This window comes from Leptotrichia trevisanii DSM 22070, assembly GCF_000482505.1.
Taxonomy (GTDB): Bacteria; Fusobacteriota; Fusobacteriia; order Fusobacteriales; family Leptotrichiaceae; genus Leptotrichia; species Leptotrichia trevisanii.
The window spans coordinates 52,183-65,737 of the sequence record NZ_AXVL01000006.1; the positions used below are offsets into that span (position 1 = coordinate 52,183).

14 protein-coding genes are annotated in these 13,555 nt (G+C 31.8%); 10 read left to right on the forward strand and 4 right to left on the reverse strand.

The window, feature by feature from the left end; all coding sequences use genetic code 11:
* Positions 1 to 19: 19 nt before the first annotated feature.
* The 4 genes from K324_RS14145 to recA form a co-directional block, all read right to left on the reverse strand.
* A complete protein-coding gene (locus tag K324_RS14145; RefSeq protein WP_036094980.1) occupies positions 20 to 613 on the reverse strand; it encodes an XTP/dITP diphosphatase in 594 nt (197 codons plus the stop codon).
* A gap of 197 nt (positions 614 to 810) precedes the next feature.
* Entirely contained in the window at positions 811 to 1,554 is a 744-nt protein-coding gene (locus tag K324_RS0101910; RefSeq protein ID WP_026747656.1) for a lysophospholipid acyltransferase family protein, read from the reverse strand.
* Between the two features lie 21 nt (positions 1,555 to 1,575).
* Positions 1,576 to 2,184 carry a regulatory protein RecX gene (locus K324_RS0101915; protein WP_026747657.1) on the reverse strand — a complete coding sequence of 203 codons (609 nt, stop codon included), beginning with the start codon at positions 2,182 to 2,184 and terminating at the stop codon, positions 1,576 to 1,578.
* Entirely contained in the window at positions 2,174 to 3,328 is a 1,155-nt protein-coding gene (gene recA, locus K324_RS0101920) for a recombinase RecA (RefSeq protein ID WP_026747658.1), read from the reverse strand. Before recA ends, K324_RS0101915 begins: the two co-directional genes overlap by 11 nt.
* Before the next feature lie 271 nt (positions 3,329 to 3,599).
* On the opposite strand from recA, the gene K324_RS0101925 reads away from it, so the two are divergent.
* From K324_RS0101925 to K324_RS0101970, 10 genes are all read left to right on the forward strand, one after another.
* Complete coding sequence (locus tag K324_RS0101925; RefSeq protein ID WP_036094983.1) at positions 3,600 to 6,065, forward strand: glycogen/starch/alpha-glucan phosphorylase; 2,466 nt, start codon at positions 3,600 to 3,602, stop codon at positions 6,063 to 6,065.
* Between the two features lie 287 nt (positions 6,066 to 6,352).
* Positions 6,353 to 8,068, forward strand: coding sequence for an AAA family ATPase (locus K324_RS0101930; protein WP_026747660.1), 1,716 nt, complete (start codon positions 6,353 to 6,355; stop codon positions 8,066 to 8,068).
* Between the two features lie 26 nt (positions 8,069 to 8,094).
* A complete protein-coding gene (locus K324_RS15380) occupies positions 8,095 to 8,217 on the forward strand; it encodes an AAA family ATPase (RefSeq protein WP_084533522.1) in 123 nt (40 codons plus the stop codon).
* Entirely contained in the window at positions 8,218 to 9,393 is a 1,176-nt protein-coding gene (locus K324_RS0101940) for a chorismate mutase (RefSeq protein WP_026747661.1), read from the forward strand.
* A gap of 57 nt (positions 9,394 to 9,450) precedes the next feature.
* The gene (locus tag K324_RS0101945; protein WP_026747662.1) at positions 9,451 to 10,209 is read left to right on the forward strand and encodes a pseudouridine synthase; all 759 of its coding nucleotides are present in this window, start codon (positions 9,451 to 9,453) and stop codon (positions 10,207 to 10,209) included.
* A gap of 26 nt (positions 10,210 to 10,235) precedes the next feature.
* Positions 10,236 to 11,051, forward strand: coding sequence for a shikimate dehydrogenase (gene aroE, locus K324_RS0101950; RefSeq protein ID WP_026747663.1), 816 nt, complete (start codon positions 10,236 to 10,238; stop codon positions 11,049 to 11,051).
* Positions 11,052 to 11,079: 28 nt separating this feature from the next.
* Positions 11,080 to 11,895 (forward strand): hypothetical protein, encoded by an 816-nt coding sequence (locus tag K324_RS0101955; RefSeq protein WP_026747664.1) that lies wholly within the window; start codon positions 11,080 to 11,082, stop codon positions 11,893 to 11,895.
* A 38-nt stretch (positions 11,896 to 11,933) separates the two neighbouring features.
* Positions 11,934 to 12,803: a hypothetical protein gene (locus K324_RS0101960; RefSeq protein ID WP_026747665.1), complete on the forward strand. Its 870-nt coding sequence runs from the start codon at positions 11,934 to 11,936 to the stop codon at positions 12,801 to 12,803.
* Positions 12,804 to 12,818: 15 nt separating this feature from the next.
* Positions 12,819 to 13,007: a DUF4250 domain-containing protein gene (locus K324_RS0101965; protein WP_026747666.1), complete on the forward strand. Its 189-nt coding sequence runs from the start codon at positions 12,819 to 12,821 to the stop codon at positions 13,005 to 13,007.
* A gap of 40 nt (positions 13,008 to 13,047) precedes the next feature.
* Entirely contained in the window at positions 13,048 to 13,542 is a 495-nt protein-coding gene (locus K324_RS0101970; protein ID WP_026747667.1) for a shikimate kinase, read from the forward strand.
* The last annotated feature ends 13 nt before the right edge of the window (positions 13,543 to 13,555 follow it).

Here is a 13,555-nt window from a genome sequence, read left to right on the forward strand (position 1 = left end):
ATACAGCTCCTTACATATTTTATTTTTCTTCCAAAAGCCCCGATGCAATCAGTTTTCTAAATGCTCTTGCACGATGGCTCACACTTTTTCTTTCCTCATCATCAGCTTCCCCAAACGATTTTCCAAGTTCATACGAATAAAAAATCGGATTGTAACCAAATCCATTATTTCCTCGTGCTTCAAATAAAATTTCACCTTCTATTTCTCCACGAAATGAATGAATTTCCCCATTTGGAAAGGCAATGCTTACAACAGATACAAAATGTGCTTTTCTATTCTCTTTTTCCACATCCTTCAGAAGTTCCAGCATTTTTTGGTTCTTTTCGCTGTCAGTTGCATTTTCTCCTCCAAATCTCGCCGAATAAACTCCCGGTGCTCCATCCAGAGCGTCTACACAAAGCCCCGAATCATCTGAAATTGTTACAATATTCGTATAATCTGCAATTTCCTTTGCCTTCTTCTGCGAATTTTCCTCAAAAGTTTCCCCATCCTCCACAACATCAGGAATATCAAGCCCATCCAAAATCGTTACAACTTCCAAGTCCATTCCTTCCGTCAGCTTTTCAAAATCTTTTATTTTACCTTTATTTTTCGTTGCTAAAAATACTTTCATCGCATCACTTCCTTTTTTTAATAACTTGTTCTAAATTTATCCCTGTCCCTGGTTATTTAACTACGTTATTTATTTGTGAAAATTAATCACTAAAAATAAAAAAATAGAAATAACTAATTAAATAGTAAAAAATAGAATTTAGATTGTGAAAAAAATATGAACCACGATAAACAGGGGCATATTAAATTATCCCCTGCTTAACAATTGTATTCCTCATAGTTATCTTTTATAATTTTATTTACAATATTGTGAACATCTTTTTTTTCTTCCCTTGACATTTCCTTCAAGTCCACAGGCTTATCCACAATGATTTTTATATTTTTGTTTGAAGTTACTTTTAGACTTTTTCTGCTTTGGACCACATACGTTCCTACAATTGTAATTGGTAAAATTCTGGCATTTGTGTCAGTCGCAAGTTTGAAACTTCCTTTTTTGAAATCCCCTATTGTTCCATCACTGCTTCTGCTTCCTTCAGGGAAAATTACATAAGAATGTCCTTTTTTTATTTTATTTATTGCATCTTTCATATCCTTCATTCCCTGTCTTGCATTTTTTCTGTCCAGAAATATACAGTCAAAGGAACGCATCCAACGCCCAATTGCAGGCCACCTTTTCATTTCCTTCTTTGCAATGAACGAAAAATCAAGTGGTAAATATCCAAGTAATACAGGAATATCAACGTTACTTTGATGATTTGAAATTAATATAACCGCCTCATTTGTTTCACGTATTTTTTTTATTTCTTTCTCACTGCCATTTTTGTAAATGATGTTTACTTTGCTTCCAGCTCCCCAGATTAGATTTTTTCCCCAGTTTTTAGCTACTTTACACACATATCGGTATCTTTTTTCACCTTTATTAAATATTAGATACCATATGTGAACAATACTTCCATAAATAAAAGTTCCCACTAACACAAGATGGTAAAATATGGTTCTCATACTCTTCTCCTCCCTTACTATTTATTCGTAGTTTTCCTTGTACTCTTTTAACTTTTTAAAGATTTTATCCAGAGAAAAACCTTGTCTTGCCAGATATTGTATAAGTTTCTGCTCTTCCTTCATTTTTTTTTCATCCCGTCTGTTACTCACATTGATTTTTTTACTATTTTTTTCAATTAATTTTTCCAGCTTTGTATCGTCAACGTTTTCTTCCTTTTCCTCATCCAAAGCTAAATATGCCTCTTCAACTATACTTCTGTCAATCCCCTTTTGAAAAAGATTGTAGGAAATACGGTTTTTGCCATAAGTTCTGCTTTCAATATATGACACTGCATAATTCAAGTCATTCAAATATCCAAATTCTTCCAATTTTTCTATCGTTCGTAAAATTGCCGATTTATTCCAATATTTTTCTTCCAGCTTTAGCCGTACTTCCTTTTTTGTCCTATCTTTTAATGAAATTAAAAAAATACCTTTTTCAAGAGAGGCTTCATACGAAATCTCATCATAAAACCTCTCAATGTCATCATTTACCTTCAAATCATATTTTTGCCTGATAAATGGGCTTATATCCATAATTTCATCAGTATCAAGATATATTTTATTTCGATAAATTTTATTAATCTTCATTATTTTCTGCTACTTCTTCGTTTTCGGTATTTGTATCATTTTCCACTACTTCCTCAGACTTGTCAGCCTTTTTACCTTTAGCTGATTTTTTTTCAGTAGTTCCTCCATTTGCAGCAATTGCTTCAAGCACCTGTTTTTCAAATCTTCCGTACAATTCTGTATTTTCCTTAAGCATATTTTCCACGTTGACACGCCCCTGCCCAAGCCGTTCATCTCCATAACTGAACCATGCCCCACTCTTTGAGGCAATCCCAAGATTAATCGCCGCATCCAGCACTTCTCCAATTCTCGAAATTCCAGTTCCATACATAACACTGAATTTAGCTTCCTTAAATGGAGGTGCAACTTTATTTTTGGTAACTTTTACTACAACTTCATTTCCAACAACGTCATCACCCTGCTTAACAGAACCTACTCTTTTCACTTCCATTCTTACAGTTGAGAAAAATTTTAACGCACGTCCTCCAGAAGTCGTTGTCTGTACTCCTGGAACAAATGAAAATCCACCGATTTTTTCTCTTATCTGGTTAATAAAAATCATAACTGTATCAGATTTTGAGATACTTCCAGTCAATTTTCTAAGTGCCTTTGACATAAGTCTTGCTTGTAGCCCCATTTGCTGATCTCCCATTTCCCCTTCAATTTCAGCTTTTGGAACAAGTGCCGCAACCGAATCCACAACGATTACATCCATCGCCCCACTTCTTACAAGCATATCTGAAATTTCAAGTGCCTGCTCCCCTGTATCAGGTTGTGAAATTAAAAGCTCATCAATATTTACTCCAAGAGCCTTTGCATAAACTGGATCAAGAGCATGTTCCGCATCAATGAATGCCACAGTTCCCCCAGTCTTTTGAGCTTCTGCAATAATGTGAAGTGCAAGCGTAGTTTTCCCTGACGACTCCGCCCCATAAATCTCAACAATTCTTCCTCTTGGCACTCCACCAATCCCAAGTGCTATATCCAGATTCAAACTTCCTGTAGAAATAGCCCTAATATTCATTTTCTGATTTTCACCAAGTTTCATTATAGCACCTTCACCGTAGTCCTTTTCAATCTGCTTCAGTGCCAAGTTAAGCATTTTCTCTCTTTCGCTTAACCCTTTATCATCTTTTTCTTTTTCTTCTGCTTTTTTTCTAGCCATTTACCCTCTCCTTATTTATTGTTTTATTACAAACATTATTATACCACAATTTGATTTCTTTTTATATATTTTATTTCATATCTTTTATTATTTTTACTTTTCACTGCATTTGACCTGATAATTTATCACTCAATATTAATGGGATTCCTGTATATTTTATTATACAAAATTAAAATAATGGATAAATGATATTAATTTTAGCAAAAAAGTATTGAAATAATAGTAAAAAAGTGGTAAAGTTGAGGTGAAAACAAAATATTTAGGAGGAAATATGAAAATTGATAAAGCTGAATTAAAGGACAGTATTCTTAGGAAACTGAGAAGACAATATGGGAAAACCCTTGAGGAAGCTCATGAATTTGAACTATATTACGCAATTTCAAGGGCAGCTTTAGATTATGCAATGGAAAAATGGTATAATACTAAAAAGACTTATGCTAAAAAACAGGTAAAACAGATGTACTACTTCTCAGCAGAATTCCTGATGGGAAGATTTATGGGAAACAATTTAATCAACTTGCAAATTAATGACGTTATTAAAGAAACATTGAATGAATTAGGTGTAGATATTAACAAAATTGAAGATCGTGAAATGGACGCAGGACTCGGAAATGGAGGGCTTGGAAGACTTGCGGCATGTTTTCTTGATTCACTTGCAGCATTGGCATTACCAGGGCACGGATACGGGCTTAGATATAAATACGGAATGTTTGAGCAAAAAATCGAAAACGGATTCCAGATGGAGTATCCAGATGACTGGACAAAATACGGAGATCCCTGGTCAATCAAGAGAATGGACAGAGTATTTGAAGTAAAATTTGGCGGGCAAATTGAAGTTCACCGTGATGAATTTGGAAAAGAATACTTTAAACGTGTAAATACCGAAACAGTTCATGCTGTGGCTTATGATGTGCCAGTTATCGGTTATGGAAACGACACAGTAAATACGTTGAGACTATGGGAAGCAAGATCGCCAGAAGGATTTGACTTGAAATTATTCAATGATCAGACTTATTTACAGGCTTCTGCAAAAGCAGTTCAGGCAGAGGACATTTCAAGAGTATTGTACCCAAATGACACTGAAAAAGATGGAAAGCAATTAAGACTGAAACAGCAGTTCTTCTTTACATCAGCTTCATTGCAGGATATTATAAGAAGATATAAATCTGTTTTTGGAAATGATTTTTCTAAATTTGCAGAAAAAGTGGCAATTCAGCTAAATGACACACATCCAGTTGTTGCAATTCCTGAATTAATGAGAATCTTCCTGGATAAGGAAAAATTAGGATGGGATGAATCTTGGAACATATGTAAAAATGTATTTGCATACACAAACCATACAATTTTATCAGAAGCATTGGAAAAATGGGATATTTCACTATTCCAACCATTACTTCCAAGAATTTACCAAATTATAGAAGAAATTAACAGAAGATTTGTCGCAGAATTACAGCAAAAATATCCAGGAGATTGGGAAAGAATCAATAAAATGTCAATCATTGGAAACGGACAGGTTAGAATGGCGTGGCTTGCAATCGTAGGATCGCACAAAGTAAATGGAGTTGCGGCATTGCATACAGAAATTCTTAAAAACAGCGAATTAAGAGAATGGAATGAACTTTATCCTGAAAAATTCCTAAACAAAACAAATGGAATTACTCAAAGAAGATGGCTATTAAAATCAAATCCAGAACTAGCCACATTAATTACAGAATTAATTGGCGACAAATGGATTACAGACTTGTACGAACTTAAAAAATTAGAGCAATACCTTGATGATGATAATATTTTAAACAGGGTTTCTGAAATTAAACTACATAATAAGGAAAAATTGGCTAAATACATAAAAGATACGACAGGAATCGAAGTAAATCCTCATTCCATCTTTGATATTCAAGTTAAGAGATTACATGAATACAAAAGACAATTGTTAAATGTGCTTCATATTATGGACTTGTATAACAGATTAAAAGAGAATCCATATTTGGATGTTGAACCAAGAACATTTATCTTTGGAGCAAAATCAGCCGCTGGATACAGACGTGCAAAAGGAATCATCAAATTAATCAACTCTGTTGCGGAAAAAGTAAACAACGACAGCGACATTAACGGAAAAATCAAAGTTGTATTCCTTGAAAACTACAGAGTTTCACTTGCAGAAAAAATATTCCCATCAGCGGATGTATCAGAGCAAATTTCTACAGCAAGTAAGGAGGCATCTGGAACTGGTAATATGAAATTTATGCTAAACGGTGCATTGACTCTTGGAACAATGGACGGAGCAAATGTGGAAATTGTCGAAGAAGTCGGATTAGAAAATGCGTTTATTTTTGGACTTTCTGCACAGGAAGTTGAAAATTATCAGGCAAATGGCGGATATAATCCATTTGATGAATATAACAATGTGGAAGGACTCAAGAAAGTTGTAGATCAGCTAGGTGACGGAACTTATGACGACAACCACACAGGAATCTTCCGAGAGCTACAAAATTCATTGCTATATGGAGTAGACGGTTCCCGTCCAGATGTGTACTTCCTATTAAAAGACTTTGCATCATACAGAGAAGCTCAAGACAGACTTCAAAATGCCTTCAAGGACAGAAGGGAATGGACTAGAAAAGCTCTTAAAAATATTGCAAATGCAGGTAAATTCAGTTCAGACAGAACAATTGCCGAATATGCAAAAGAAATTTGGAATATTGAGCCAGTTGAAATTCAAGATTATATAGAAGGTTAATTTAAAAAATAAAATATAATTCAAATAAAAAGGAGTTATTTTTAATATTAGAAGTAATTCCTTTTTTTATTTTCCTTGATTTTTCTTGTTTATTCTAGTATAATTTATACTAAGTAAAATATTTATTACATAATTTCGCATTTCAAAAAAATAATATAGCAAAATCGCTTTAAAACTGAACCTAAAAATTATAACTATTCTACTCAAACCTTAAGTTTATTTAATTTTATCAGTTCAATGTTAGAGAGATTTAGAATATAAACTGAAATGGAGGATTTTTTTTTAATATGAAAAGGAGTTTGCCTATTGGCATAAGTGATTTTAAAAGAATAATAGAAGATAACTATTATTACGTGGATAAAACAAGTTTAATTAGTAGCATTTTAAAAGATGGGGCAGGTGTAAAATTATTTACTAGGCCGAGAAGATTTGGGAAAACATTAAATGTGTCCATGATTAAATATTTTTTTGATATAGAAAAAAGAGAGGAAAATCGAAAATTATTTGAAGGACTGGACATTTCAAAGAGCAAATATTTTGAAAAACAGGGAACGGCTCCAGTAATCTCAATTTCCTTTAGAAACTATGATGAAAAGAACTGGAAAGAAGGATTTAGAAGAATAAAGACTGAAATTGGAAATGTGTATTCAGAATTCAAATTTCTGATGGATGTTCTGGATAAAAAGGAATCAAAAAAATTTGAGGACATTTGGCTTGAAAAAGATGAGGCAGACTGGAAAAATTCCTTATTAAACTTATCAAAATATCTGTATAGCTATTATGGAAAAAAAGTAATAATCTTAATTGACGAATATGATCAGCCGATAATAGACTCTTATGTAAAGGGCTATTATGGCGATGCAATTAATTTTTTTAAATCGTTTTACGGTTGTGTCTTAAAAGATAACAGCAGACTAAAAATAGGAATTCTTAAAGGAATATTAAGAGTTGCAAAAGAAAATATCTTTTCAGGATTAAATAATCTGGAAGTACATACGATACTGGATGATAGATTTACAGGATATTTTGGACTTTTAGAAGAGGAAGTTGAACAGGCTTTAAAAGACTTTGGCTTGGAAAGCGAACTGAGCAATGTCCAAAAATGGTACAATGGATATTTATTCGGCAATACAAAAGTCTACAATCCATGGTCAATAATAAGTTTCTTAAACCGTGATGTCCTAAAACCTTACTGGGTAAACACAAGTAAAAACGAATTAATTAAAGTATGTCTTAAAAAATGCAAAAATGAAATGTTTCCAGACTTTTCAAAACTTTTAAATAAAAAAACTATTTTAAAGAGAATAAATGACAATATAACTTTCTGCCATCTAGAATTTAACTATCCAAAAAATATATGGAACCTGTTCTTTCACAGCGGATATTTAACCTTATCAGATAAAATAACAGATGATGGCAGATGTAATTTAAAAATTCCAAACGAGGAAATTTTAAAAATGTTTTCTGAAACTTTTATAGAAATATATTTTGATGACTATGATATGTTTTTGGATATGACAGATGCCTTAAAAGACGGTAATATTGAGCTTTTTCAAAAAAATTTGAAAGAAGTGCTGCTAGAAAATACAGGAATTTTTGATTTAAGTGGAAAATACAAGGAGCAGTTTTACCATGGACTTTTATTGGGAATAATGCTCGTTCTGAAAAATGAGTATGAAATCACATCAAATAATTTTTCAGGAAAAGGAAGATATGATTTGTTATTGAAACCTAAAGATCTGAAAAAACAAAAAGAAGGCATAGTAATAGAAGTTAAAATTGTTAATTTGGAAAATGAAAAAAATGTGCCAGAAAACAAAGTTCAGGAAATATTGAAAAAGGAATGTGAATTGGCATTAAGACAAATTGAAGAAATGGAATACTGTGCGGCACTAAAAAATGCCGGAATTGATAATTTCCTAAAAATTGGTATTGCTTTTTACGGAAAAGAAGTTGAAGTTGCTTTTAAAAATGAAGAATATACAGATTTTTATAAAATATAAAGCAAAAACAGGAGGAAGTGATTTTTATGAAAAAAAGTCTACCAATAGGAATAAATGATTTTAAAACAATAATAGAAGAAGATTTCTACTATTTTGATAAAACAAATTTTATTAGCAATATTTTGGAAGAAAGAATAAAGGGAAGATGAATGAATATAAATAAAAATTTGGATTTAGGAAAAATTCGGGAAAAAATTGATAAATTGGATAGTCAGCTTGTGGAACTGTTGGAGGAAAGGTTGCATATTGTGCAGGAAGTGGCACAGTTTAAGAAGTTGACTGGAAAGAAGATTTTTGATGAAGAACGGGAAAAGGAAGTTATTCGGAAAAATTTGGAAAGAGTGAAAAATAAGGAGCTGGATCATTATATTGAATTGATTTTAAAGGATATTATGGATTCCAGCAAGGAATATCAGAAATTTAAGATAGGGATTTCGACTAGATATGTGAATGATTTGGAATTGGAAAATAAAAGGCTGGGCTACACTGGGGTGCCAGGTTCTTATGCTTATGAAGTGCTTATGAACCTGCTTAAAAATAATAAAAATTCAAATGTTTATAATATTGAAGAGAATAAAAATATTTTTCATTTTAATTCGCATAGGGACTTGGTGGAGGCTGTGCATACTGATCAAATTGATATTGCGATATTGCCGATAGAAAATTCTATTGTGGGGGAAGTGCGGGATAGCATTGATTTGATTAATACAAAAAATATTCATATAATTGGGGAAGTTAGACATAAGATTTCACATAATTTGCTTGGTGTAAAAGGGAGTAAAGTTGAGGATATAAAAAATATTTATTCTCACGAGCAGGCTTTTATGCAGTGTTCGGAATTTCTATCAAAGCACGAATGGCATCTTAACCGGATGACAAATACTGCAATTAGCGGAAAATATATTGCGTCAAAAAATAAAAAGGAAAATGCCTGTATTGCGAATATGAAAACAAAAGAAGTATACGGCTTGGAATTACTGAAAGAAAATATTAATAATGAAGAGGAAAATTATACGAGATTTTTTGTTATTTCAAATGAAGATGTTGTAATTGACGGAAGCGATAAAATAAGCATTGTAACAAGTGCGAATAATGAGTCAGGAGCATTAATCGAATTATTGCAGATTTTTTATAAATATGGGCTGAATATGGTAAATCTGAAATCACGTCCGAGAGTAAATAAACCTTGGGAATATTATTTTTACATTGACTTCGAGGGGAATATGTCTAGTGAGAAAGTAAAAATGGCACTTGAAGAAATGAGGGAAAAATCAAATTATTTACAAATTCTTGGAAATTATAAACTATATAATTTGGAAATATAAAAAACTGTATGATTTGAAATTTTGATTTTAGCCTAATTTTGAAGGAGTTTAAGAGCAATGAGATTGGATAAATTTTTGGCAAATTCGGGCATTGGAACGAGAAAAGAAGTCAAGGATATTTTAAAAAACAGGAAAATTAGTGTTAATGATGTTTTTGTGAAAGATGGAAAAATTCAGATTGATGAAAAAAAAGATATTGTAAAATATGAAAATAAAATTGTGAATTATAAGCCATTTGTCTATATTATGATGAATAAACCCGCTGGAGTAATTTCTGCAACGGAAGACAATCATCACAAAACTGTCATTGACTTGCTAAATGATGAATACAGAACTTACGATATTTTTCCAGTCGGACGGCTGGATATTGATACGGAAGGCTTGCTTTTGCTTACAAATGATGGAGTTTTGTCACATAATTTGCTTTCTCCCAAAAAACACGTGGATAAGAAATATTATGTAAAAATAGCAAATCCTCTTAGTGAAGATGATATAAAAATGTTGGAAAATGGAATAAAACTGGAAGAAAACTTTGTAACAAAAAAGGCAAAAGTTGAAATAATTTGTAATGGTTCTGAAAAGGAAAGTAAAAATTCTGATTTTGATGAAAATAAAAATAATAAAAATGAAAATTTGGTATATATAACAATTTCTGAAGGAAAGTTTCATCAAGTGAAGAGAATGTTTAAAGCTGTCAATAATGAGGTGCTTTATTTGAAGAGGGTAAAAATGGGAAATCTTTTACTGGATGAAAAGCTGGAACTTGGGGAATATCGGGAATTGACAGAGGAAGAACTGAATAATTTGAAAGTTTAATTTTACAGAAAGAAGGAAACAGTAAAATGGAAAGATATGGATTATTGGGGGAAAAGTTGGGACATAGCTATTCAAAGGAAATTCATGAGATTTTTTTTGAACTGACTGGAAAAAAGGCGAGCTATGAAATGATTGAAAGGGAGACTGACGAGATTGGGGAATTGCTGGAAAGTATAAGAAATGGAAAGTTTAATGGGATTAATGTTACAATTCCGTATAAGCTGGAAGTTATTAAATATCTTGATGAGGTGTCGGAAACTGCTAAGAAGATTGGGGCGGTGAATACGATAACGTTACGAGATGGCAAGTTGATTGGGGATAATTCTGATTACTTTGGATTTTTGAAAACTTTGGAATTAAATAATATTGATGTGAATGGGAAAAAAGTGCTTGTACTAGGAACTGGAGGGGCTTCAAAGGCTATTTACAATGCACTGGTTGATAATGGGGCAAAAAATATTTATCTTGCTACAATTATTGAAAATGATCCATTTAAGGTGAGAACGCAGGATAGGTTGCTTCATTATTCGGCGATTTCGTCATTACGGGACATTGAATTAATTGTAAACTGTACACCGGTTGGGATGTATCCTGCCATTGATAACTGCCCACTTGAGAAGAAAAATCTAATTAACACAAATGCAGTGGTTGACATCGTATACAATCCCGAAGAAACGGTTCTTATGACAAAATATAAATTAAAGGGCGTAAAAGTGGCAAACGGACTTATAATGCTCATTTCACAAGCTATAAAATCAGAAGAGATTTGGCACAATGAAAAATATGACACAGAAATTCTGAAAGAAATACACAAAAGATTAGCAAAAAAATTATATAAATAAAAAAGAGTTGAGAAGAAAGGAAAGTTTAATGTTAAAAAAAATAATATTGGGAATACTTATTTTTTCAAGTATTGGCGTTGCACAGACAAATAAGGAAATTATTGATGCAGGAAATGAAAGACAGAAGATGGTTTTTGACAAAAATTTTAATTCCACTAAAGATAGGACGGCTGTTGCAAATTCAAATTACACGGAAGTAATGACAACTTTGTATAATGAAAATCGTGCATATTTTGATAAGGAATTCGCAAGACTTTCGGGAAATCGGCGTTCCAACTTTAGGACAATGTATGCATATTATAGTGATTATGTCGTGGAATACCGTAAATTTTTACAAAATGCGTTTGGAGCATTTTTGGCTGATGTAGGGGATTTTCAATCGTATGCCTATACTAATAACTATTTATTGCTGGAAACATTTAACTTAAATATGAATACTTATCTTGAAGCTAAAAAAGATGGAAAAACTGTGGATGAAAATATAAATGCAATTTATGATTATTTATACAGTGCAGGGGATAAAATTGATAAAGAGGAATATAAAAAAATGCCAGTCAGCAGAATGCAGGCAATTGTAAATGAAGAATATGACAAACTGGAAAAATTGCTGGATGTAAGAGGAAATGAAGGAAAAGGGATGAAAAAAGCTGCGACTACCTCAAAATCAAGCCTAAAAAAAATTAGAAAATCATATAATAATTATGATAAATGGTTTGACGACTATGTGAATACATCTTCATTGTCGTATGAAAATAAGGAAAAATTGAAAAAAATAGTAAAATTTGAAACTATTTCCAATATTAAATTTGTAATTCAGGCAATTGAGAAAGAAACGGATAAATAAAATAACAAAATAAAAGTTAGAAAACGAAAGGAGCTAAAATGAGTGAAAAAAATTTTAACAACAACGAGGATTTCAAAAATGCAACTGAGGAAAAAGACGGGAAGGTTTATACTCTGGAAAGTCCAATAGAAGAGGATAAAGGGATTTCAAGGGATAGAAAATATATAAATTTAACTGATAAAACTAAACATCTTGATTTGTCTGTTTACAATGAACTTGATGATTTTGCTGCAGAAGTGCTGGACACAGATACCCTTTTAAAATATGTGGAAGCTAGAAGGGAATATTTATTTGAGCCTGAAGAAACTGTAAAAAAATATTTTGGTGAAGAATTTCTGAGTGATGAAAACAGTGAAAATAAAATTGCGACTTTTTCAGATTTTTATTACCAGTATTTAATAAAATATTCAGACAGCTATCTTTACGACTTTATGGCAAAAGGCTATACCGACGGATTTAGAGCCTTGCTTACAGGAAAAGGGATAGATCCTGATGAACTGAATGTAGACTGGGAAAGCATCCGTTCAAAAGAACTGGAATATGATGAATCACTTGTGGATATTTTGTATTCAATTGTAAATTATGAGCTGGAGCACCGTGGATATGCTATTTTTGGAATAAATATGGGCTATGAGTCAACATTATACTTCATTCTTCCTGAAAAAGCATTTCTTAGAATAGACAATGAACCTCAATTATTCACGATTTTTGATATTGGCTTTTTGGAAACAATTTATAATGAAATTTATGAAGTTGTTGGAAATATTGGCACAGAAAATGTCAGAATTGGAGATTTTTTGGAAAAACGTGGAAATGAATATTATACTTTATTTGCAGATGCAAGTAAAAATGTTGTAATTGAAAACATTGATGAAAATGATGAATCAAAAGTGAAAATAATTTTGTAAAAAAGGGAGCAAAAAATGATAAATTTTGAAACAAAAGATATAATGCTGCTTTATAGCCTTGTAAACATGAAATTGCGGGATGAATTTCTGGATTTGAACGATTTGGTAAATTACTATGGTGTTGATAAAAATGAGCTTTTGAATAGATTTAATAAAGCAGGATATAAGTATATGGAAAGTGAAAATCAGTTTAAAAAAATGTAATTTTGAAAATAAAAAAACATAGAAAAAAGGTAAATGGTTTATGAAAAATATTGTATTAATTGGAATGCCTGCCTGCGGAAAAAGTACAGTTGGATATTGGCTCTCAAAGAAGACGGGGTATCCACTTTTAGATGTGGATAAATACTTGGAAGAAAAGGAAAATAGAGTTATTTCAGATATTTTTTCAAACGAAGGTGAAGAATATTTTAGGGAACTTGAAACAAAGTATTTGAAGGAATTGTCGGAAAAGGAAGGAATTATTATTTCGACGGGCGGTGGAGCCGTTAAAAAGAAAGAAAATATTGATATTTTGAAACAAAATGGAATTGTAATATTCTTAAACAGGGGAATTGCCGATATTTCCAAGGAAAATCACGAAAATCGCCCTCTTTTGCAGGATATTGACAATATTCAGAAATTGTATGATGAAAGAATAGATTTGTATAGGAAATACGCAGATATTATTATAAAAAATAATGATGATATGGATGTAATTGTGAATAGAATAATTACATCTTTAAAAGGAAAGCTTTAGGCTAAAAAAATGA